The sequence below is a fragment of the Paenibacillus sp. GD4 genome (assembly GCF_030846225.1).
GTDB classification, from domain to species: Bacteria; Bacillota; Bacilli; order Paenibacillales; family NBRC-103111; genus Paenibacillus_G; species Paenibacillus_G silviterrae.
The window spans coordinates 1451314-1473408 of the sequence record NZ_JAVCYK010000002.1 but is presented as its reverse complement, the minus strand read 5'-3'; the positions used below and the strand labels follow the sequence as shown (position 1 = coordinate 1473408).

Annotated in this window: 18 protein-coding genes and 1 pseudogene; 7 read left to right on the top strand and 12 right to left on the bottom strand. The window is 47.1% G+C overall.

The window, feature by feature from the left end; translation table 11 throughout:
• Positions 1-584: 584 nt before the first annotated feature.
• Positions 585-1157: a hypothetical protein gene (locus tag RAC89_RS29435; protein WP_306617227.1), complete on the bottom strand. Its 573-nt coding sequence runs from the start codon at positions 1155-1157 to the stop codon at positions 585-587.
• 223 nt (positions 1158-1380) lie between these two features.
• On the opposite strand from RAC89_RS29435, the gene RAC89_RS29430 reads away from it, so the two are divergent.
• Complete coding sequence (locus RAC89_RS29430; protein WP_306617226.1) at positions 1381-3534, top strand: glycoside hydrolase family protein; 2154 nt, start codon at positions 1381-1383, stop codon at positions 3532-3534.
• A 68-nt stretch (positions 3535-3602) separates the two neighbouring features.
• Here RAC89_RS29430 and RAC89_RS29425 read toward each other — a convergent pair whose 3' ends face one another.
• Together RAC89_RS29425 and RAC89_RS29420 are read right to left on the bottom strand one after the other, a co-directional pair.
• Positions 3603-5186, bottom strand: a complete 1584-nt coding sequence (locus tag RAC89_RS29425) for a response regulator (protein ID WP_306617225.1) — start codon at positions 5184-5186, stop codon at positions 3603-3605.
• A gap of 35 nt (positions 5187-5221) precedes the next feature.
• Positions 5222-7030, bottom strand: coding sequence for a cache domain-containing sensor histidine kinase (locus tag RAC89_RS29420; RefSeq protein WP_306617224.1), 1809 nt, complete (start codon positions 7028-7030; stop codon positions 5222-5224).
• 405 nt (positions 7031-7435) lie between these two features.
• Between RAC89_RS29420 and RAC89_RS29415 the strand changes: the two genes are divergently transcribed.
• Positions 7436-8839 (top strand): NAD-dependent malic enzyme, encoded by a 1404-nt coding sequence (locus RAC89_RS29415; RefSeq protein WP_306617223.1) that lies wholly within the window; start codon positions 7436-7438, stop codon positions 8837-8839.
• Positions 8840-8951: 112 nt separating this feature from the next.
• On the opposite strand, the gene RAC89_RS29410 is transcribed toward RAC89_RS29415, so the two are convergent.
• The 9 genes and pseudogenes from RAC89_RS29410 to RAC89_RS29370 form a co-directional block, all read right to left on the bottom strand.
• On the bottom strand, positions 8952-9212 hold the full coding sequence (locus RAC89_RS29410; RefSeq protein WP_284646466.1) for a metal-sensitive transcriptional regulator: 261 nt from the start codon (positions 9210-9212) through the stop codon (positions 8952-8954).
• A gap of 95 nt (positions 9213-9307) precedes the next feature.
• Positions 9308-9802 carry a DsrE/DsrF/DrsH-like family protein gene (locus tag RAC89_RS29405; RefSeq protein ID WP_284646465.1) on the bottom strand — a complete coding sequence of 165 codons (495 nt, stop codon included), beginning with the start codon at positions 9800-9802 and terminating at the stop codon, positions 9308-9310.
• Between the two features lie 12 nt (positions 9803-9814).
• Positions 9815-10042, bottom strand: coding sequence for a sulfurtransferase TusA family protein (locus tag RAC89_RS29400; RefSeq protein ID WP_306617222.1), 228 nt, complete (start codon positions 10040-10042; stop codon positions 9815-9817).
• 13 nt (positions 10043-10055) lie between these two features.
• Positions 10056-11201 carry an MBL fold metallo-hydrolase gene (locus RAC89_RS29395; RefSeq protein WP_306617221.1) on the bottom strand — a complete coding sequence of 382 codons (1146 nt, stop codon included), beginning with the start codon at positions 11199-11201 and terminating at the stop codon, positions 10056-10058.
• The gene (locus RAC89_RS29390) at positions 11143-11790 is read right to left on the bottom strand and encodes a sulfurtransferase TusA family protein (RefSeq protein ID WP_373430082.1); all 648 of its coding nucleotides are present in this window, start codon (positions 11788-11790) and stop codon (positions 11143-11145) included. Before RAC89_RS29390 ends, RAC89_RS29395 begins: the two co-directional genes overlap by 59 nt.
• A 45-nt stretch (positions 11791-11835) precedes the next feature.
• Positions 11836-12539: pseudogene (locus RAC89_RS29385) on the bottom strand (sulfite exporter TauE/SafE family protein).
• A gap of 362 nt (positions 12540-12901) precedes the next feature.
• On the bottom strand, positions 12902-14356 hold the full coding sequence (locus RAC89_RS29380; protein WP_306617219.1) for an S-layer homology domain-containing protein: 1455 nt from the start codon (positions 14354-14356) through the stop codon (positions 12902-12904).
• 136 nt (positions 14357-14492) lie between these two features.
• Positions 14493-15182 carry a response regulator transcription factor gene (locus tag RAC89_RS29375; RefSeq protein WP_306617218.1) on the bottom strand — a complete coding sequence of 230 codons (690 nt, stop codon included), beginning with the start codon at positions 15180-15182 and terminating at the stop codon, positions 14493-14495.
• Positions 15179-16651: a sensor histidine kinase gene (locus tag RAC89_RS29370; RefSeq protein WP_306617217.1), complete on the bottom strand. Its 1473-nt coding sequence runs from the start codon at positions 16649-16651 to the stop codon at positions 15179-15181. Before RAC89_RS29370 ends, RAC89_RS29375 begins: the two co-directional genes overlap by 4 nt.
• A 173-nt stretch (positions 16652-16824) precedes the next feature.
• On the opposite strand from RAC89_RS29370, the gene RAC89_RS29365 reads away from it, so the two are divergent.
• Genes RAC89_RS29365 through RAC89_RS29345 form a run of 5 tightly spaced genes read left to right on the top strand, consistent with a single transcriptional unit; the run spans position 16825 to position 21997 of the window.
• Positions 16825-18339 (top strand): spore germination protein, encoded by a 1515-nt coding sequence (locus RAC89_RS29365; protein ID WP_373430117.1) that lies wholly within the window; start codon positions 16825-16827, stop codon positions 18337-18339.
• 18 nt (positions 18340-18357) lie between these two features.
• Complete coding sequence (locus tag RAC89_RS29360; protein ID WP_306617216.1) at positions 18358-19449, top strand: GerAB/ArcD/ProY family transporter; 1092 nt, start codon at positions 18358-18360, stop codon at positions 19447-19449.
• 39 nt (positions 19450-19488) lie between these two features.
• Positions 19489-20592 (top strand): GerAB/ArcD/ProY family transporter, encoded by a 1104-nt coding sequence (locus RAC89_RS29355; protein WP_306617215.1) that lies wholly within the window; start codon positions 19489-19491, stop codon positions 20590-20592.
• Positions 20589-21779, top strand: coding sequence for a Ger(x)C family spore germination protein (locus RAC89_RS29350; protein WP_306617214.1), 1191 nt, complete (start codon positions 20589-20591; stop codon positions 21777-21779). Before RAC89_RS29355 ends, RAC89_RS29350 begins: the two co-directional genes overlap by 4 nt.
• The gene (locus RAC89_RS29345; protein WP_306617213.1) at positions 21776-21997 is read left to right on the top strand and encodes a hypothetical protein; all 222 of its coding nucleotides are present in this window, start codon (positions 21776-21778) and stop codon (positions 21995-21997) included. The genes RAC89_RS29350 and RAC89_RS29345 overlap by 4 nt, the downstream gene beginning before the upstream one ends.
• Positions 21998-22095: the final 98 nt, after the last annotated feature.

The window sequence follows — 22095 nt, the reverse complement described above, 5'->3', positions numbered from 1 at the left end:
GGATCCGTTGATTGACTGATTGATGCATGCATACAAATACTTTACCCAAGGAAATAACAGCATTCAATCCGGTGTTTTTTAGACTTAACAAGGTGATTTTTAAGAAAAGCACCTAACGAAGCCCTATCAGAGAAGTACATTCGTGCTAAAGGGGATGCTTTTTTTGAAACATCAGAATTCTTGAGCTCCGCTCAAAACTTAAAAATTCTGATGTTATAAGAAAATGTACGGATCCGCCGTTCCTTATTTTTCCCAAAAGCCTTAAAAATGCCATTGCTCAAACTATAAAATGCCCTGTTGGAGAATTTGTACAGAGAGAATATATTATTATTTGTAAACGGATACAAACCAGTGCCGAAAGGCGGTGAGAAATTAAGAACCAATCCCTGAATGAAGGTATTAGGTCCGTTCACATCGCTTTACCAGAACCATTCTATTTTTTGGGGGGAGGGGGAGGAAGCCTCAATCAAGGTTAGAGAAGATCATCCTGCAAGCATATGTAGTAAGTCCAATATGGCATGAGGAAAAACGAATGTCAGCAAACGCAGAAATAGGCTGCCCTCAGGACAGCCTATTAGGTTAGATCAGCGGGCTAAACGGATGTTAAGCCTTGCCGCTACGCCGGCAGGGTTCTGCGATGACCGCGGTCCGCCAAAGTTGAAGGCAACGATAACGATGTCGTTAATACCTACTCTTCGCAGGAAGGGACGTATGTCAAATGTGCGTCCTTGCGTGAAGAATTCAGGGGTATTCTGCGGTGCATCATACAGGACGATTCTGCCGTTGATGAGAACGACGGCATAATTATCTACCGATAAAAACAATCTCGCTCTCCGGATCGTGCGCTCGTTCTCTATCCGGAATCTGGTGGAAATGACGGCAGCTTGGTTTGTCAGATCGCGTGAGCTCCATACATAGCTGGCATTATTCACTGCTATCCAAGCCGGATTACGTTCGATGGTTTGTGCGTTGAACCAGGTATTGTCGGTACCGATGACTTGACGTCTTTGGGTGATACGGATCGGTGCCTTGGTAGCGCGAAGCTTTGAAACATGACGACGGTAGATCGCCATGACCCTTTTCCGGCTGATTCCTGCACTTTTCGGCAGACGAATGACCTTCTTGGGGATGGCTCTGCTTTTGCGGATCAAAGGCATGAAATGGTCAACTCCTTGTCATTAGAGGATGGTATTACAGAGGCAGTGTATGCTCGGTAAAAGGTTACGGAGAGTGCGGTAATCCATATCTTGTATAAAAGAGGCGAATATTGGCTGTCAAAGTCGTTCCGTTTGGTTTTCGTTTACACGCCCGTGTAAACGCATACAACCGGCACAATGTCAATAACCTGGATCACTCTATTCTTAGGAGGCGGACTCAATCATGGTACATACCAAAAAATGTTATGGGTTAAAAACTCTAAGCTTCACTCTCGCTGCTGTGTTACTGGGGACTAGTATTAACCTCCCCCAAACAAGCAAAGCGAATGCGGCTTCAACTACCTCAAGTGCAACGATATCCGTTGATGCTAATGTCTCGCAAGGTACACTTTTTAGAAGCGAGCAGTACTTCAATGTAGCCAAACAATCCACTTATCCGGAAGCGCAGGCTTCAAGGTCTGCAGATATACAGTTTCTTAATGATCAGGGCCTCCATACGAAAATTCAAAGAGCATGGCTCAATGAATCGGAAATTTACGATGAAGCTACAGGGCTATTCAACAAATTTGATCGAATTGACGCTTATTTGACGCAGGTAAGCGATATGGGTGAAGAACTGTTGATTAATTTAAGAGCGGAGAAGGTGATCAAAGAATTTGAGTATACACCTGCGCAGATCAAGCCCATCGTGAAAGAATATATCAAACACATCAAACAAAATTTTCCAAAGGTAAAGTATTTGGAGGTTACTAATGAGCCCGATGCTCCTCCAAACAGCGACGCTAACTATTATAGAATTGACCCGGTTACTAAAAAACAAACGACCACAAATATTCTTTCACCAAGTAATTATTACAGCTACTATAAAGCTTTCTCCGATGCTGTAAATGAAGTTAATGCGGAATTAAAGCCATCGGTTCCTTTGCAGGTTGGAGGACCCGCTTTATACAATTTCGATTTACATTGGCTCAAAGGGTTTTTGGATGGATATAAGGACGATACCTCGCCGACAAAGAAGCTTGATTTCATATCCTACCATGGTTATTTAAGAATAGATCCCAGCACTGGAAGATATCTTTTTTATAAGGAGACCCCGACTATTGCGATTGATGAACGGGCCCAACTTGAGGCTGAACTCAGGAGCAGAGGGATAAGCACGGATATACCATCATTCATAACGGAAACAGGTATGTACCCGGGACCTTTGACGGATACTCCCGACAGCATCGGGGGAGTTCAACCAGACCAATTAAGGCAGGCGGCAGGAATGGCTTCACAAGCTTATTGGTATTCGACCAGCAGCAGTAAAAACTATCCCTTTGGCTGGAATGTACGCCATAATGGCGGTAATGGCAGAAAGGATAGCCTAGTAAGCAGAGATAGCTATAATAAACTGCTGAATCCCATTTATTCAGACAAGTTTACACCTTTTGGAAATATGAGGGTAATGCAGTCAAAAATGAAAACGACAAAGGTATCCGCTACCTCGGATAGCATCGACAGCAAAGGTAAAGGTGTATATGCCTTGGCCTCCAAGGATGATACAGGTATCTCCCTTATGGTTTGGAACTATCAGGGCACCGGTACTACAGAATACAATGCAGCAGTGAATGTAACCAATCTGCCGTCCATATTCAACGGTAAAAATGTCAGGGTGAAAACTTATAAAATCGATTCGACAACAAGTAACTATTTCGCAAGTCTCGACAATAGCAATCTCCAAATGGTTGACGACAAGATCGTGCCCCACAAAGGGAACTACACCACCTCGGTGCAGCTTGAATCAAACAGCTTGCAACTGCTGGTACTGGAGCCCGAAAGCAAAAATGTTTTCTTAAAAAATTCGTTTAACGACGAGGTCACAGGGGCAGAACCGGGCTGGATGGTTTCCGAGCCGGCAGACACGGCCGTATCCATTGCAAATGTACCCAGCGTAACCGATAGAAGCGTTTATTTAAGCGATAACTCATCAACCCATTCCGCAGGGATCACCAAGTCGTTTGAAGGTCAATCCGCGGCAATAACGGCACAGTGGCGATTTAAAGACGATGCGGATTTGAGAAATGACCGGTTCCAATTAATGAGCGGCGATACCGTGGCGATAGATATATACGTGAATGCAGACAACAATTTGGTGGCCAATGACAAAGTTATACAGAGCGTAAAGCCGAGTACATGGTATACCGTGAAGCTGAAGACAAACCCTGTATCGAATAAGTATGAAATCTTCGTTGACGACACCTTAAAGGCATCCGGGATTCCGTATTCAGCTCAGGTACCGGGCTTGGACACCGTTAGCTTCCAAACGGGGGGAGCCACCCGGAACTCCTTATATATCGATGATGTGGCGGTTTATCGCGGTTCGTTTCCACTCTGAAACAGGTAAAAAAAAAATGCCGGATCACTACACACCCTGTGTGAGATCCGGCATTTTTTTATGTTCTATTACTCTTTCCTAGAGCTCTTGCGATACTCACTGGGCTTATATCCTACCAATTTCTCAAATAACCGGGCAAAATGCTGAGTATCCGAGTAGCCTACCATTTGGCAAATCTCGTACACCTTCAAATCGGTTTTCTCCAGCAGCTCCTTCGATTTGTTAATCCGGATCTGGGCAAGAAAGTTAAGATAGGTATCGCCTGTTTTCTGTTTAAACAGCTGGCTTAAATAATAGGGGTTTATGAAGAAGCGGTCGGACAGATCCGCCAGGCTGATCTGTTTGTTGTAATGCTCCTTCACATATTCTTTGATTTCAGCTATGATATCCTTTTTCTTAGGAATATTATTTGCCAGCTTGAAGGAGATAATCCCCTTAATTACTCCAACCATCCATTGCTCCAAGTCATCCAGCGTTCGAATACGTGAAATACCCTCCAGCGACAATATATTTCTTCCCAGAAAGTTATTCTGCTGCAGCTGCAGGAAAGACATTTTACGTACGCTTAATAATAGGATATTCAAGCATTGCAATTGGTGATCGACCGGACTCATACCTTGTTCCGCTTCCATTTGCCGGAATATCTCCCGGATGATGCTGACGCATTCCGCTTCGTCCATGTTATCCAAGCCGGCCTCCAGTCGGGTGACCATGTTTTCCGAAATAGAATGACTTGTTCCCGGCAGGCTCATGATCTCAGGGTAAGGGATGACAACATCCACCCCCTTGATAACCTTATGGCTTAAAGCATAACGAGCCTCCTCAAAGGATCGGCTAATTCCCGCTGCCCGCTCGTGCACGGTTCCGATCCCGACGGTCATAGACAGCTTTAACTCGCGATAAAGCGATTCTTTTAACCGCTGGATGGAACCAATCAGCTTCTCATAAGCAATATCTCCACTATGTGCCACGATGATAGCGATCTGGGCTCCGGAATAGCGGAATCGGTACACTTTCCGGTACTGTCCTAACGCCTGATCAATTTGGCGAAACACCGGTTCAAGCACGAATTCCTTTAGGCTTTCAACGGTATTCCCAAATTCCAGCAAGGCACAAACAAAGAGATTCCCTTTGATTGGAATGGATGCCATCTGCAGCAGCTCTTCCACGTAAGCGGTATTTTCACTGCCAACGTCAATGATGTCCCTTAAAGAAATTTCCTGCATCCGGTTATGGACCTCTTGCTTGAGAACCTCCACTTCCTGAAGCTTAGCTTGTTCCCCCTTAATGGCCTCAATGACCTGATGAATACAGTCACGCAGCTCCTCTTCCTCCACCGGTTTGTTAATATAGAATTGAACTCCCAGCTGCATGCCTCTTCGGGCGTATTCAAAGTCGGCATAACCGCTCAAGAGGATAAATTTGGCCTGACATCCTGCCTCTTTAAGCATCCTGATCATCTCCAGCCCGTCCGCCTGAGGCATTCGAATATCCGTAATGACGATATCCGGCTTCTGTTCTTGAACGATTTTAACGCCTTCAAGACCGTTATAGGCTTCACCTACCACCTTACATTCCGGAATATAACGCTTTATCAACACCCTAAGGCCGTCCAAAATGCCCTTCTCGTCGTCTACCAGGATCACCTTCATTTCTTTCTCCCCCTTTCTTTCTATTCAAAATGCAATCAGAGCCTCGGGATCAGGATCTCCACCGTTGTCCCATTCCCGTTCCCGGGTAAAAGCTTAAGATAATATCGTTCACCATAATGAATCTTTATGCGTTCTGCAATATTTTTCAGGCCAAGCCCTTTATCCTCCGGCTCTCCCAGTTTATACTTATCCGACTCCGCTTCCTCCAAAATACGGCTAAGCTCTTCGTACCTTTCAGAGGATATGCCTGCTCCGTCGTCCGTAATTCGAATCAATATCCATCCCTCCTCCGTCCAAAGACCATCAATGACGATATTCATCATCCGGTTGTAATCCTGAAAACCATGATTAATGCTATTCTCGACAATAGGTTGAAAAACGATCGGAATGATGCTGCACCGCTGCATCTCTTCAGGAATGCGGATATCCAAGCGGAACTTGTGGTCAAAACGGATATTCTGCAATTGCAGATAATTAACCGTGTACTCCAATTCATCCTTAATGGAATGCCGCCTGCCTTCCTTGCCCAAGGCTAAACGGAACATTCTCGCCAATATCTTGATCATGCCGGCGATCTCTTCTTCCTCTTGAACAAGCGCCTTCATGCGGATCGATTCCAACGTATTGTACAGCATGTGAGGATTGATCTGGTTCTGAAGTGCAATAAACTTGGCATGACGTCGCTTGATTTCGGCAATATAGACTTCTTCGATTAAGGTTCGAATGGTAGTGATCATTTTGTTATAGCTATTGACCAGACTGCCTATTTCGTCATTGGACTGCTCACTGTGGATTGGTTTGTATTCCCCGGTTTCCGCCTGCTTCATGCTTCGACGTAGTGCTTTGATAGGCTTGGTGATCGTATAGCTTAAGGCTAAGGCGATCATCGCCATGATGAGGCTCGCCGCAATAATAACCATTACGGTTAATACCTTCATATGGTTGATTTTCTTCAGCAGCTTTTCACGAGAAAGCTCCGTCTTGATAATTAGATTCCCTAGCTCGGTTTGGCCTGAGAGAATGATTCGATCATCCGTACTCCCATCCCTGGTGTAATCCTTTCCGGATTCCAATATTTGCTTCCATGACTGTCTGCCGCTGGCCGCATCGGAATGGTAAACAATATCTCCGGAGCTGTCGCTTATGATAACACGAATACCGTATTTATCCTGGGCTTTGAGAAAATCTTGATTAAGCTGCAGCAGTGTATATGGGTCCATATCAATCAGAAGCAGCCCGGCATAAGAACCATCAAAGTTCAGCAGCACCCTTCCTACCGTGACCAGAGCCCCTTCTCCTTTATCCTCGTAATAAGCGCGGTCGTGCAATCCGGTAATAAAAAATGTATTGCCCGAGCTTTGAAGTTTTTTATACCAATCCTCGGAAACTAATGCGCTTAAATTCACCGAGTTGGAGGTATTGCCGTACTGGTAAATGCTGTTATCGCGACTGATCAACATCAAATGGACTATTTCCGGCTTCAACACAGCGACCCGCATCAATAATCTTTGCACGGTAACCTTCTGAATACTTAACTCGTCCATGGTCATCTTCCGCTCTTCGCCGAGCTTGTAGATAATATCATTGTCGACCAATACCGATTTGGTTATCTTTTCGTATTCTTTAACGAAATTATTTAATGAAGCCTCGATCTGAGAGGTGTATAACGCCGCAAATTCTTGGGAGGAGTCCTCTAAACCCGTAATCCACTGGCGATAGATCACGGTGCTCACCACTAGCAGCGGAATAACGCAGGCAAGCACATACCCCGCCATCAATTTGTTTTGGAGCTTCATACTTCTTATCATGAAAACGATTTTGGGGAGCCAATTGGTATATTCCATAGTAACCCATCCTCTATGGTATGTGATCGTCCTTACCTAATAATGAGAGATAAAAAATGAGGCCCTGCTGGGCCGAAATAAAACACCTCTTGAGAGAAATCATGGTTTGTTTCTGTATTCGCTTACATCATTATACTATATTACCGTAACAATAAGCGTCAATCGGTCATGTAAAGAATACCCTCCGAACTTTCGCTTTATAGATTATGTGCTCTATGGGGGGTCCCAATTTGATTATTTTATTTTGCTGAATTCCATTGACACGAAATGAAAACTATGGGAATATAAATTTGATCATTAATATGAATACCGTTCAGTATTATGAACATTAATGAATCTTAATTGTAATGCCAACTACAGCCCTGGAGAAGCTTGAGCCAATAATTTGTCCAAGAGGTGATTATTATGTCATTTAACAGCTTAATTTTACGATTGGAATTAAATCATGCTAAGCTGAACTTTGGCGACGTCGCTTCAGCGATCAGCCGTGCGGGCGGCGACATTACCTCCATCGACGTCATTCGTCCCGGACAGGATAGTTCCGTTCGCGATATTACTGTACATGTCTCAGACACCGAGCAGTCCAAGATCGTAGACACTCTCAGGGCAACGGAAGGGATTACGCTGATTAACGTTTCAGATCGTACTTTTCTTGCGCATTTAGGCGGAAAGATATCCATTCAGCCGAATTTGCCTATTAAAAACCGAGATGACCTCTCCCGTGTCTACACTCCGGGTGTCGCTCGGATATGCACATCCATTTCTGAGAATCCGCAAAAGGCCTATTCGCTGACGATCAAAAGAAATACCGTCGCAGTGGTGACTGACGGCACGGCCGTCCTTGGACTAGGAGACATCGGTCCCCACGCGGCAGCTCCCGTTATGGAAGGGAAAGCTATGCTGTTCAAACAATTGGCCGGTGTAGACGCCTTCCCTATCTGCTTGGATACGACGGATACGGATGAGATCATTCGCACGGTGAAAGCCATCAGCCCGATTTTTGGCGGCATCAATCTGGAAGATATCAGTGCGCCACGCTGCTTCGAAATCGAGACCCGGCTTGCGGAAGAACTGGACATCCCTGTCTTTCACGATGATCAGCACGGAACGGCAATCGTTGTCGTAGCCGGGCTTCTGAATGCGCTCAAGGTTGTAGGAAAACGTATGGAGCAAATTCGCGTAGTGGTGAACGGGATCGGTGCCGCCGGAGTATCGATTTGCAAAATGCTGCTTGCTGCTGGAGTAAAGCGGCTTGTTCCAGTAGACCGTGAAGGTGCAATCGTGCGCGGTGAAAGCTATAACAATCCTATGTGGAACTGGCTTGCCCAGCAGCCACAGGTGGAGTCGGAGCCGGGACCCTTAGATCAAGTCATCCAGGGTGCCGATGTATTCATCGGCGTATCACGGGGTGGAATCCTGCGGAGTGAACATATTAGAAGCATGGCAACTAACAGTATCGTATTTGCAATGGCGAATCCAACTCCGGAAATCGCGCCGGAGGAAGCCATGCCTCACGTTCGGGTTTTTGCTACAGGCCGAAGTGATTATCCCAACCAAATCAATAATGTGCTTGTATTTCCAGGTCTGTTCCGAGGGGCGCTCGATTGCCGTGCAAGACTTATTAACGAGCCGATGAAGATCGCTGCAGCCCGCGCCATAGCTTCCGTCGTAACGGAGCAGGAGCTTAACGAGCACTATATTATTCCAAGTATATTTAATGAACAGGTCGTTGCCAAAGTAAGGAATGCCGTTGTGGAGACGGCCATTTTGACGGGGGTTTCCCGGAGAATACCGACGGAATTCAGATAAGCAGAAATAAATAAGGTACAGACCCCCCATATTTTTCCTTGAGGGCTGTACCTTTTTTTGTCTCAGTAACCTGCTTGCTCCTCATACCGCTTCGACAGTACAAGTTTTGCTGTTATCTGCTTTTCACTAAGAGCTCCATGGCTTCTTTGACTACCTGGCTGGTATCTTTTCCCGCTTCTTTTTGCTCCAGAATACATTGCTCCAAGTTGACAGCAACAATATACGCGATGGCTTTATCGGCTGCGCTGCGAATAGCGGAGAGCTGACTTACAACATCCTTGCAGTTCTTGCCCTCCTCCATCATGTTAAGAACACCTCTAGCTTGGCCTTCCATCCGCTTCAATCTTCTTTTCACATCATCATCATAGATCATTCCATTCACCCTTCCTTAGCATATACATGTATGGGTATATTATAGCCTTGAATAATTGCAGCTAACAATATGAAAGGAGTGAATTATGGTTTGGCTTAAATAAACAAGTTTACTTTCCCTTCGGAAGCGTCTCCAAGATAAGCAGCCACTCCTGCATATTCGATTCCATCAAGCAGTTCTTCTTGTTGCAAACCCAACAGGTCCATGGTCATGGTACAAGCCACAAGCTTAACGCCTTGCTCCTGTGCCAGCTCGATCAACTGAGGCAAGCTCAGTGCATTATGCTTCTTCATCACGTGCTTAATCATCTGAGGGCCCATTCCGGCATAGTTCATTTTTGATAAACCAAGCTTATTGGCGCCACGCGGCATCAGTTTGCCGAACATTTTTTCCAGGAAGCCCTTTTTTACAGCTATCGGTTCGTCTTTTCTAAGAGCGTTCAAGCCCCAGAAGGTAAAAAAGATCGTAACCTCATGATCGTAGGCAGCCGCCCCGTTCGCAATAATAAAGGCAGCGATCGCCTTATCCAATTCCCCGCTAAACAGTACAATTGTAGATTTTTGTTTCTGTGTCACGTACCATCTCTCCATTTCATTTGCCTATTAGGCCTTCTTAATCCAAAATTTATATACACCGTCTTCTTCCGTATTTTGTACTAGTTCATGTCCTGTACTTTTCGCCCAAGCGGTCAAATCATTTTTAGCCCCTTTATCTGTGGCATGTACTTCCAAAACCTGCCCTGATTCCAAATCGTCAATGGTCTTTTTGGTCCTTACGATGGGCATAGGACAAGCTAACCCTTTTGCATCCAATACTTTATGACTGTTCATTACGAGTTCCTCCTTAGTTATCATGAACGGCACAGCGGTTGGGACCCAGTTCCATCTCACGCTGTTCCTCTTCATTCGGGGTGATTTTCCCCATATTGGTTTGACGGATTTCTTGATACGCCTTAGGCTGAGGCGGCAGGTTTTCCGTGACCGTCTTACGGAACTCTCCCTCGTCTTGAATGTTTAAGCCTGGGTTATTCCTGTAAAGATCACCTAGACGACCGGATACAAGCCCGCCTGCTCCAAGCTCCGTTACATTACCAAAATGGGCAGGGAGAACGACGAGATCGTCAGATAAATTCTTATAACGGCTGTAAAGCGTCTCACGAAGATCTCCGACCCAATCATGAGCAAGGCCTGCCAGGTCCGGACGTCCGATCGATTCCACAAATAAAATATCTCCGGAAAGCAGGTACTTGTTATCTAGGATGAAAGACGTGGAACCGATCGTATGACCAGGGGAGTAGATAGGCTGGACTACAATCGTTTCATTGCCGACATAAATAGGGCTTCCTTCTTCCAGCGGTTCGTAGCTGAACATAACCTCTGTCGCATCCTTAGGAGGCAAATGATAGGCTGCACCATATTTCTCAGCCAGGGCGCGCCCCCCGGAGATATGGTCGGCATGAAGATGCGTATCGATGGCGTGAATGAGCTTCGCATTATTTTCATTCAGAAAGCTATCATATTGGTCAATCATCCGAGTGGAGTCGATAATCGCCGCTTCTCCGCTCGAGAGCACCATATAGGACAAACAGCCTTTGCCGATGCGAACAAACTGATACAGCTCTCCACCGCCGGACAGGTCGGCTACCTTCACCGGCTCAAGATATTCACTCCAGGATTTCATGCCGCCTTCCAGATAATACACATGGTTTCTTCCTGCTTCTGCAATTTGTTCGGCAACAAATACAGAAGAGCCCTCTTTGGCGCATACTACCAGTACGTCCTTGCCATCCGGAATTTGATCGAGCGCCCGATCGACTCCATCGATCAAATCGAAGTAGGGGATGTTGATAATCTCTACGCTTTGTCCCTCGATTCTCCAATCCGCAAAATCCGCTTCATTGCGAACATCCAGGATAAAGAGCTCTTCATGGTTAAAGATCTTTCTTGCCGTTTGTTTGGCGTTGATTTTGTGTATTATGTTTGTCGTCATTTCGAACAACCTCCCTCTCTACTTCGCCTGTCCATTCCGTCATTCCGGGCAGCACATTCTTGACTTTCGTAAAGCCTTTTTCAGCTAAGGCTTGACAAGCCATATCACTGCGGCTGCCGGTACGGCATATGACGTAATACTCCTCAACGGGATTCAGCTCTTGGATTCGCTGCTCCAGCTCTCCCGCAGGAATAGATATTGCTCCTGGCAGACGACCGAATGCATACTCCGCCGGTTCGCGAACATCCAAAATGTTTAGTTTCTCCCCGCCCGCCAATTTCGACTTGATCTCATCAAGGGGAGCCGTATGAGGATACTTGGCTTCCGCCTTCACCTCGGACGAATCTGCCTTTCGGATAAAATGACGATACACTTCGCTTTCTTCCTTTAATCCGATATACTGGTGACCCGTTCGCTTGGCCCAGCTTTGAAGATCGGCAACGGAGCCTTTATCCGTGGCTCTTACCTCCAGAATCTCGCCTGTCTTTATTTCTTCCATGGCTTTTTTGGTACGAACCACAGGCATGGGACATGCCAAGCCAGCACAATCCAACGTTCGATTTGCTTGTAGATTGCTCATGTTACGCATCCTTTCTCGGTATGATTACTGTGTTCACGCATGGTATCTCCTCCATTAGGTTAAAATGATATCAATCCATATTTTGATGACGGTTGCCACGATAAGAGCGGCCAATATCCATTGAAGAACTTTCGTATTTAGCTTTTTACTAATTTTCGCTCCGATTGGCGAAGCAATCGTACTCGCCACAACCATGACGATGGACGGGATCAGGCAACTCGTGTCGGAATTTTCAAAATAACTAACATGACCGGAACCGTGATAAACGCTCCTGCCGCCCCGACGATTCCGGAAAGAATCCCGATAACGGCGGCCAATAGGGCTGCGAGCGGCTTATTGAACTGCAGCTTTGTATAATCAGCATCCTCATTTGCTTTTTTGGGTAGAAACATCATAATACCCGCTACGAGAGCAAGGATGGCATAAACAAGATTAATTACATCATCAGGCAGTAATTTAGAGCCGTAGCCACCTAAGAAGCTTCCGACGACAATCGCGATACCCATGGATAAAACTAACGATTTGTTCATGTAGCCACCTTTGCGGAAAGCGAACATACCTGCCAATGTTGCGAAAAATACTTGAACCGCACTGATCGCCGAAACCTCTTGAGCCGAAAAGGCTAGAAATCCTAAGGCCGGGGGGATGTACAGCAGCATCGGATACTTAATAATGGACCCGCCGATACCGACCATCCCTGAAATGAAGGAACCGGCAAAGCCGATAATGAATAGGGTGAGGATCCAACCGAAATCCATAGCGACTCCTTTCATTGATGAAAAGGTTGTGTGTTCACTTTGGCATCACATATACCCTATGGGGTATTATTTATGGCAAAAAAATGAATACGTCTTGGCCATATGAAATGCATTCCTTTCATCATTTTCGTTTAATACATATACCCGTATGGGTATGAAAATACTATAGCTCATTTTGTTTTCTTCGTCAACACCCATAGTAAAGGAGAAGTTATATACCTACGATAGCTCGGTAGAATTCTCACTGCACACGATAAGTACGGACTTTTCTCTAGTTTATAATGGAAAAAGGATTACAAAAAGGAAAGCCGCCCCGGGTCATCTAAGATGACTTTCGGGACAGCCCCATGTCTAAATCGATTTTATTGGCCGATAGCCTTCAATACTACATTCTTGGCCACAGCCCAAGCTCCAACAGGTGCGACGGTATAGCTTACTCCAGGGGCTAGCTGTCCCCCGTTCTGAATGTCGAACACCCCAACCGCACCCTTACGGGATTGCAGTCTGTATTGAGCAGTTACTTCCGATTGGTCGGATCCGATGAGCTTAACGGAGCGGAAGGCAAAGAGTTCATCCTGCGGGTCCTCGGACAGCTGGACATGAATGGTCTTTCCATCTACCTGCGAAGCCGAAGCAATCGATAAAGGTGCGATCTCTTCTGCGATGAAGGAGCCGCTCTTCAATTCAAACCAATCGGAGGTTACGGTGTATTTGACGCCAGGCGTTAGCGCGGCGCCTCCCGGCAGACGGAATTTCGGCTCCTGTTTACCGTCTGTGGATTGAGTGAACCCGACATAGTTAACAGTGATAGGCGTTCCTCCCTCAGGAGTTAACGTCGCTGTACGATTTCTCAAGCTAGAGATGATCTGAAACGGCTGTCCGTCGTAGCTGTTGTTTTCATCCAAGATGAAAGCATCCTTCCCGCGGCCTCCCGCATAGGCGGAAATGATATAGCCGTAATCCACCACACCCTCTTCACGCAAGGATTCTACTTCAAAGGTATCGGATGTCACTTGGCGAACCGTATTCATTCGGATCTTCTCATCGCTGGATACAAACGTATGCTGCTGCTTGCCTTTGTAGCTTAGAGTATAGGAAGTATTTGCCGACATAGTCGTTACAGGAACGATGTATGTTTGAAGAGCGCCCGTCTTCAGCCGCGGCTGGTTGACAATGGTAAGACCGCCGTCAAAGACAAAGTTCTTGGCGGATTCCTCGATGCTCTCATCATTCAGCGTCAGCGGTGCGGAGAACGTCACTTCCAGCGTAATGGCGTTCAGCGCTTTTACAGAAACCACCTGCGCCTCCTGGGAACGAACCGCCTTTCGGGCTAACAGCAGAATCTGAGAAGCTTCCCCGCGGGTGACATGATTCTGGCCGGTGACGATTCCTTTCATCCAATGCTTAATGGACAAGACATCTCTCTGAAGCGCCTTCGCTAAGGCTGCTGCGAACTCATCCGAGGCGACGGGCTGGTTCGGTTGAAGCTTTTCTTCTACCAAGATGCCCGAGGCCACCGCAGTATTGACGTAGGAGGTGTACCATTTGTTCCGATGCTCCTGATTCTTTAGGACACTCCCCTCCGCTTGGAGCTGAAGGGAAAGCACGATCATCTTGGCCAGCTCGGCTTGAGTGACCGGCTTCTCCGGCTTCATGCTTTGATCCTCATAACCGTGAAGCACGCCTAATTGAACCATCTCGCGGATCGCCTGCTCCGTCGCGTTCTCGGAAGCCATCACGTTGAATGGCAGCAAAGCGCTTCCTCCAATCGTCGCTGCGATCGCTAAAGCGGTAATCTTCTGCATAGTTTTATTCATATAATTCTTCCTCTCTATGAGCTTGATATGATGTCCTTCATGCATTCATGATAGACGATCATTCTAAACTCGCTCATACAGGAAGATTAAATATTTCTAAACAAACTCGAAACTTTTCAATAACAGCCATGAAAGCTTATACCGTAAAACGATATCCCGCTCCCCAGATCGTTTCAATAAATTGAGGATTGGACGGATCCGCTTCTATTTTTTCGCGAATGCGCCTGATATGGACGGTAACCGTTGCGATATCGCCGGCCGATTCCAGCCCCCATATTCGTTCAAATAAATCGTCTTTGCTGAACACACGGTTCGGATTGGCTGCGAGGTAGACCAGCAGATCGAATTCTTTGGCGGTAAATATCACTTCCTTGCCATGGACGTATACCCGACGCGACGCTTTATCGATGGTCAATTCACGTATCCGAATCTCTTCCAAAGCCTTGTTCTTGCCCAAAAAGCGCTCATATCTGGCGAGATGCGCCTTTGATCTGGCGACCAGCTCGTTCGGACTGAAGGGCTTGGTAATGAAATCATCGGCACCCAGGCCGAATCCCCTTATCTTATCGATCTCCTCTTTTTTGGCGGAAACAATCAGTATCGGTACATCCTTGGCCCGGCGAATTTGCCTGCACAGCTCGAAGCCGTCAATCTCCGGAAGCTGCAGATCGAGTATGATTAAATCGTAAGCTCGTTCCAATGCGAGATCCAGCCCTTCGCCGCCGGAATGGCTCATATCCACGGAGAACCCATGCAGCTCAAGGTAATCCTTCTGGAGCTCGGCGATAGCGACTTCATCTTCTATAATCAATATTCGCTGCATCATTCATCACCACTCTTACCCATGATCTTTAATGAGAAGAACATCCTTGTGCCCTCGCCCCATTCGCTCTCTGCCCAGATGCGCCCCCCGTGACCCGCAACCATCTGCTTAGCAATGGCGAGCCCCAAGCCGCTGCCGCCCGTCTTCGCATTACGCGACGGCTCTCCGCGGTAGAACCGTTCAAAAATATGCGGCAGAGCTTCAGGGGGAATCCCCGGCCCATTGTCGCGAACCTCCACCGTGACTTGATTTTCCTGTACGCTAGTAATAATAACGATACGCTTCTCCGGTTTATCCATATACTTGACGCAATTACCGAGCAGATTCAAGAAGACCCGCTTCAGCTTTTCCCGGTCGGCCATCACCAGCACTTTCGCATCACGAACACCTTCCCAAACGATCTTGATCCCCTTCTCTTCCAGCTCCAGTTCTGTTTCCTCCACCATATCCCTTACGAACGCTAGGAAATCGACGGTTTCGAAAGAAAAGGGCTCGCGATTCAGGTCCAGCTTGGAGTATAAGAACAATTCATCCACAAGGCGATCCAGGTCCGCTGTTTTCGTATAGATCGTATGGATGTATTTGTCCATCTTCTCCTTCGAATCCGCAACCCCATCCCGAATCCCTTCCACGTATCCTCTAATGGTTGTAATCGGCGTTCTTAAATCATGGGATATATTCGATAACAATTGCTTGCGGTTCTCCTCGTATTGCAATTGAAGCTGAATCGATTCATTCAATTTCTGTCTCATCTTCTCGAAGGTCAGTCCCAGCTGCCCGATCTCATCATCCGATTCGGGTTTGAATTCGAATTGCAGGTCCCCCTCCTTGATCCGTTCTGCCGATTCCCTTAGCATATGGATCGGCCGCACAATCGTTCTTGTGACATACCGGTACAGCAGGCCGCTGGTCAGCAGCAGAATGGCTAATAAGACCACAATCAGGATAGGCAGCAGCGTTCGAACGATTTCGGCAAAAGGACTTCTTTCCCTAATGACGAATATACTGCCCCGATCTTGCTCGGAAAAAGGAAAGTCGAATTTCGCATAGGAGAAAAAGCGGCTTCCCACGTTAATGGAATTGCGAATGGAATAGTTCCCCATTTCGTAATCGGGCAGCGCCGCTCCAATGCCCGGCTCCCGGATCGACGGGGATACAAACAACAGGTCTTGATTGTGCCTCACAATCAACCCGGCCTGCACCATTTTCAACTGGTAGTCGTAATCGCCGAGCAGCGCTTTGTTCATTAACTGCTCCGGGTTTTCTTTAGCCAAGTATTTCATTTCCATGAAAATCCGTTCTTCCTCTTCCGTCAACGGGTGCAGGGTATAGTGGATATTATAAAAGCGGCTGATGCTCCGGGCATCCCCTGTGACGGCAAACGCAATTAAATAGGCCGTCAGGAAAAAGACGAGCACCGTTACCGCCAGTGTGGTCATAAACGAAATGAGCAGCCGAAATCGAATGGACATGCCTTGGTTCACCCTCCCTTCAAATATAGGAGTATACACCATAATTCTTAACAGAATCTAAACGAAGAAGCAAAAAGAGACAAATTGTTCTAAGCCTCTTCTGCTTTTTCCTTTTATTGCATAGGAAAGGGGAAATCAGCTAACTCTAACCATAGCTATCCTTAGACAAGGGGATTTTATTCTTGGTGCGAAATGGAACTGATCATAACCTTGATTCGAGCCTGCAGCAAAACGAAACGCAATTACGTACAGTCTACGCCCATTGCTCTGACGTGATATTTCGTTCCTTTACAATAGGAGAAGTCAAATCGATGTTAATTTATATCGAAGGCTTATCCGATGCCGAAAGGATCGAGGAATATATCATCGCTCCGCTCATGCGGGAGGAAATCGGAATCCATAAAGACCTTCGTCAGTTGGTGGAGAGAAAAATCACAGCATCCAGCGCGACGGAAGTTGCTACAATAAGTGATTGTATTGATCAGCTTTCGAACGGCAATCCTATTCTGCTCCGTGACAACGAAGCCCGCGGCCTGGCGTTCGGTCTCAACAAGTGGGAGAAGCGCGGGGTTGAAGAGCCTTCAGCGGAGGTTGGAGTCCGCGGACCGAGGGAGGGCTTTACGGAAACACTGAGAACCAACACCTCGCAGCTGCGCCGCATCATCAGAAGTCCACAGCTGAAGCTGGAATCAATGACCCTGGGGGAATATACGCAAACGAATATTGTGATTGCCTATATCGAAGGACTCGCGGACGAAACACTGATTGAGGAAATAAAAAACCGTCTTGGCAGAATACGAATCGACGGGATCCTGGAAAGCGGCTATATCGAAGAAATGATCGAAGATAACCCGTACTCTCCTTTTCCGCAGCTGCTTAGCACGGAGCGCCCCGATGTGGTCTGCGGCAATTTACTGGAAGGCAGAGCCGCCATCTTGGTCGCAGGCACCCCGTTTGCTTTGGTTGCGCCGGTGTCCTTTTTCACCCTGCTGCAGGCTGCCGAAGATTATTATCAGCGGTTTTGGATCAGTTCCATCATACGATGGCTGCGTTATGGATTTTGCCTGATTTCGCTCTTGCTTCCCGCTCTTTATGTGGCCGTACTTACATTTCACCAAGAGATGGTTCCGGGGTCCTTGATCATTAGCATGGCCAGCTCAAGAGAAGCAGTACCTTTTCCTGCGATAGTCGAGGTACTTATCATGGAAATCACCTTTGAAGCTCTTCGGGAAGCAGGCGTACGTTTACCGAAGCAGATCGGGGCAGCCGTCAGCATTGTCGGAGCACTTGTCATAGGTCAAGCGGCCGTGCAAGCGGGCATTGTCTCTGCACCCATGGTCATTATCGTGGCGATTACCGGCATTGCCTCCTTCATGATTCCGCGTTATGTCGCGGGGATTGCCATCCGGATGCTGCGTTTTCCAATGATCCTGCTGGCAGGAAGTCTCGGCTTGCTCGGCGTCATGATGGGGATTATCGCCATTGTCCTTCATCTATGCAGTCTGCGTTCCTTTGGGCTTCCTTACTTGTCCACTTCAAGCACTCCGAAGCTCGGCGAGTTGAAGGATGTCCTGTTCCGAGCTCCCTGGTGGATGCTGGACAAGCGGCCGCGGTTAACCGGATCATTTGATAAGTATCGTCAACGGCCGGGGTTGAAGCCGGGACCGGCCAAAGGGGATGAGTCATAACAAGGAGCGTAGGGAGCCATGATGTTGGACAAAGGGAAAATTTCAGCTCTTCAAATGGCATTTCTACTCTATCCGACCATTCTGGCAACCGGCTTTTTGGTTGTGCCGACCGCTTCCGCAAAGCATGCCCAGAACGATCTGTGGATGTCGAGCCTTCTGTCCTTTTTTCTTGGATTCGTTGCCATAGCAGCCGCCCATCGACTTCATAGACTTTTTCCTAAGCAGACGATCATTCAATACAGTGAACGCATTATTGGAAAAGCTGGGGGAAGCATCATTGGTCTTGTCTACGTATTTGTTTCCTTTCATGCGTGCGGCTCCATCGTCCGCCAATACGCGGAATTTGTGAAAGTCAATTTTATGTTTAAAACTCCTACCCTGTTAATTATCGGGACCATGATTTTGTTAGCGGCATTTGCCGTCAGAGGCGGTGTAGAGCTGGTAGCTAGAAGCGCTTTACTTCTTACTCCCATCTTTATGCTGCCGATCGTTTTCCTTCTGCTTGCGATTCCCGATATGGAGATATCCAATATATTTCCAATATTGAGTCATGGAATCGTCCCTGTCTTGAAGGGAGCGCTATTGCCGCAATCGTGGGCATCCCAGTTTTTTCTCATGAGCTTTTTCCTTCCGTGCTTGACCGACCCGGAAAAGGCAAAGAAATGGAGTCTGCTTACCTTAGGAGCAGTAGTGATCAGTATGACATACGTCAACCTCACCGCTTTATTCGTGTTAGGGCCGGATACAGCCGATAAGATCTATCCGGTTCTTGATGTGTTTCGCTTAATCAGCATCGCTGAATTTTTCGAGAACTTGGAAGCTTTGTTGATGGCCATGTGGATTGTCGGTAATTTCGTAAAAATCAGCTTCTTTTATTACACTGCCGTTGTTTCCTTAGGACAGTGGTTGAAATTGGAGGACACCCGTCCCTTCGTCTTTCCGATCGGCATAGTCATTGTAGCCTTTAGTTTATGGGATCTCCCTGGTTTTATCGAACTTGGAAATTTTTTAACCACCGTTTCTCCTTTTTATTTACCGACGGTATATATCCTAATCCCTATGTTCCTGTTAGCGGCGGCATTGCTGCGCAAGCGAAGCACTGCGGCTTAATACGTATCGGTTGCCATATGCAAAGGGGGATAGAACAGCATGTATGACAAAGGGAAGATTTCATCCATTCAGATGGCGCTGATGATGTACCCGACCGTGCTTGCCACCGGGTTCATTTCTTTGCCGATGATCTCAGCCCAGCTGGCCGGAAACGACTTTTGGATGACAGGACTTTTCGCTTCTCTGTTTGGAATCATTACGGTGCTTACGGTTACCCGGCTTCACCAGCTATACCCCGGGATGTCTATCGTACAATACAGCGAGTGCATTATGGGGAAATGGATAGGGAAACTGCTGGGCGTGACTTATTTTTTATTTTTCACTCGTATTACGGGAGTCGTTGTTCGGGAGTATGCCGAGTTCGTTACTAATTTCTTATTGACCACGCCAATCCTGTTGATCATGATCTCTGTTCTTTTACTTTCCGGCATAGCTATATACAATGGAGTGGAAGTCCTGGCCCGAAGCGCCACCATATTTACTCCCATCTTTGTTATCCCTTTATTTTTCCTGTTGTTCCTCCTCCCGGATATGGATCCGGGGAATCTGCTGCCCGTTTTAAGTCACGGTATCGTCCCGGTGCTAAAAGGAACAGCCGCTCCTCAGGCCTGGTTATGCGAGCTGTTTCTTATGACATTTTTCCTGCCGTTCCTGACCGATCCGGGCAAAAGCAGAAAGTGGGGCTTCCTTTCCCTTAGCGCCATCGTTCTAAGCATGACCTATGTCAATCTTATCACCCTATTCGTTCTCGGCCTGGATTCAGGCGACAAAATATATCCGATACTTATTGCTTTTCGCTATATCGGTCTAGCCGATTTTTTTGAAAATCTTGAGGCCTTGCTCTTGGTGATGTGGGTCGCCGGCAATTTTATTAAAATCGGAATCTTTTTATACGCTTCCGTACATTCGTTCACGCAATGCTTGGGAATTTCCGATCATCGTCCCTTTGTGTTTCCTATCGCCATGTTTTGTTTGATTTTGGGCTTATGGGACTTCCCGAACTATTCACTTGTCGGAACCTACTTGGCTTCTGTCGTACCGTTTGAAATTCCCCTGCTATTGCTTCTTCTACCGCTGATCCTATTGGCTGCGTCCACACTTCGCCGAAAACAGGCATCAGCCGAAGGGGGGCCATCCACGTGAGGAAATATGTAAGCACCATTTGGCTTATTCCTTTACTCACTCTCCTCAGCGGCTGCTGGGATCGTACAGAGCTTAACGATTTGGCTCTGGTTACGGTTATGGGCTTTGATAAAGGGGAGAACAACCAAGTTCTTGTATCGGCCCAAGTCATTATCCCGCAGAACCAAAGCGGGGCGGCCGTGGCCGGAGGCGGTGGCGGCGGAAGCAGCGGTAAGCGGACCATTATGCGCTCGGAGCAAGGAATCAATATCGCTGACGCTTTGTCCAAGCTGCAGCGCAAGCTTCCCCGCAAATTGTTTTGGGGACAATGCAAAGCTTTTATTTTCAGCGAGAGCTTGGCCAAGGAAGGAATACAGGAGCATTTCGATTTTTTGGTTCGGCATCCCCAGCCGCGAGAGAGGGCTTACCTATTTATAAGTAAAGGAAAGGCAGCGGATATTCTAGAGCTGTATCCTCCTATCGAAAGATCAACATCGGAGGTTTTGCAGGAGCTGTCCAATCTCCAGAACAATTTGAAGGTGACGATGGAGCGGCTAAGCATCCAGCTGAAAAGTGAATTTCAATCGTTTGTACTCCCCCTGATTACGATCCTCCCGGAAGCCAAGTCGTCGCAGCCGTTTCAAACGATCGCGTATATTTACGGCAGCGCCATTTTCAAACAAGGGAAGATGATCGGGGAAATGACGGAAAAATCTACGCGAGGCATCCTATGGCTTAAGAATGAAATCACGGAATATACCGTTACCTACAAGACGCCGGAGGAGGAAGGATTCATCTCCTTAAGACCGGTGAAGGGAAAAGTGAAGCTGCTGCCAACAATCGAAGGAGAGCAATGGAAGATGATGGTGAAGGTTTCCACGGAAGGAAGCATTGTACAAAACGGTACGAATCTCAATCCTTTGGATCCCGGCTTATTGGCTTTAATGGAAACATCCCTGGAGAACGATATCAAGGAACGAATTCAAAAAACGCTGCAGGAAATCCAGCACAAATGGAAGGCGGACGTAGTAGACTTCGCCAAAACGTTTCATATGAAATATCCTAAGCAGTGGGAAGCGGTTAAGGATAGGTGGAATGAAAAGTTCCCGGAGATTACAACCGATGTCCAAGTGGAGGCCCATATCCTTCGTCCCGGACTTGTTAATGCACCCGGCGGTATGCCTATTGAGGATGTGAAAAACAAATGAGATGGTCCTTTTTCACCATCGCAACCATCGCTACATTGATCATTTGGAAATGGGAATGGTCGAAAATGAAAAAAAAGCCGGCATGGGATCGGGGGGTGTTCGTATCGTTTCTCCTTCTGGTTTGGGCTCTATCCATGTTCGATTTACCGAATACACCCGGTCCCAGGACCCTGCTTCAATTCCTATATAAGCCCCTGAAGGGATTACTGGAGCCTTAGAATCAACGAATAAGCGAAAACAGCCGCTTAACCGAAGCAAGGCTGCTGATTTGCGATCAGCAGCCCTGCTTGGTTTAACGGGTTTAACGGTCTGTTAC

What these genes read in the sequence shown, in the direction of transcription:
- RAC89_RS29415 (WP_306617223.1), top strand. Translation starts at nt 7,436, where the DNA reads ATGTCATTTAACAGCTTAATTTTACGATTGGAATTAAATCATGCTAAG.
- RAC89_RS29355 (WP_306617215.1), top strand. Translation starts at nt 19,489, where the DNA reads ATGTATGACAAAGGGAAGATTTCATCCATTCAGATGGCGCTGATGATG.
- RAC89_RS29435 (WP_306617227.1), bottom strand. Translation starts at nt 1,157, where the DNA reads ATGCCTTTGATCCGCAAAAGCAGAGCCATCCCCAAGAAGGTCATTCGT.
- RAC89_RS29345 (WP_306617213.1), top strand. Translation starts at nt 21,776, where the DNA reads ATGAGATGGTCCTTTTTCACCATCGCAACCATCGCTACATTGATCATT.
- RAC89_RS29370 (WP_306617217.1), bottom strand. Translation starts at nt 16,651, where the DNA reads ATGTCCATTCGATTTCGGCTGCTCATTTCGTTTATGACCACACTGGCG.
- RAC89_RS29375 (WP_306617218.1), bottom strand. Translation starts at nt 15,182, where the DNA reads ATGATGCAGCGAATATTGATTATAGAAGATGAAGTCGCTATCGCCGAG.
- RAC89_RS29395 (WP_306617221.1), bottom strand. Translation starts at nt 11,201, where the DNA reads ATGACGACAAACATAATACACAAAATCAACGCCAAACAAACGGCAAGA.
- RAC89_RS29420 (WP_306617224.1), bottom strand. Translation starts at nt 7,030, where the DNA reads ATGGAATATACCAATTGGCTCCCCAAAATCGTTTTCATGATAAGAAGT.
- RAC89_RS29390 (WP_373430082.1), bottom strand. Translation starts at nt 11,790, where the DNA reads ATGCGTAACATGAGCAATCTACAAGCAAATCGAACGTTGGATTGTGCT.
- RAC89_RS29380 (WP_306617219.1), bottom strand. Translation starts at nt 14,356, where the DNA reads ATGAATAAAACTATGCAGAAGATTACCGCTTTAGCGATCGCAGCGACG.
- RAC89_RS29425 (WP_306617225.1), bottom strand. Translation starts at nt 5,186, where the DNA reads ATGAAGGTGATCCTGGTAGACGACGAGAAGGGCATTTTGGACGGCCTT.
- RAC89_RS29410 (WP_284646466.1), bottom strand. Translation starts at nt 9,212, where the DNA reads ATGATCTATGATGATGATGTGAAAAGAAGATTGAAGCGGATGGAAGGC.
- RAC89_RS29430 (WP_306617226.1), top strand. Translation starts at nt 1,381, where the DNA reads ATGGTACATACCAAAAAATGTTATGGGTTAAAAACTCTAAGCTTCACT.
- RAC89_RS29360 (WP_306617216.1), top strand. Translation starts at nt 18,358, where the DNA reads ATGATGTTGGACAAAGGGAAAATTTCAGCTCTTCAAATGGCATTTCTA.
- RAC89_RS29400 (WP_306617222.1), bottom strand. Translation starts at nt 10,042, where the DNA reads ATGAACAGTCATAAAGTATTGGATGCAAAAGGGTTAGCTTGTCCTATG.
- RAC89_RS29405 (WP_284646465.1), bottom strand. Translation starts at nt 9,802, where the DNA reads ATGGAGAGATGGTACGTGACACAGAAACAAAAATCTACAATTGTACTG.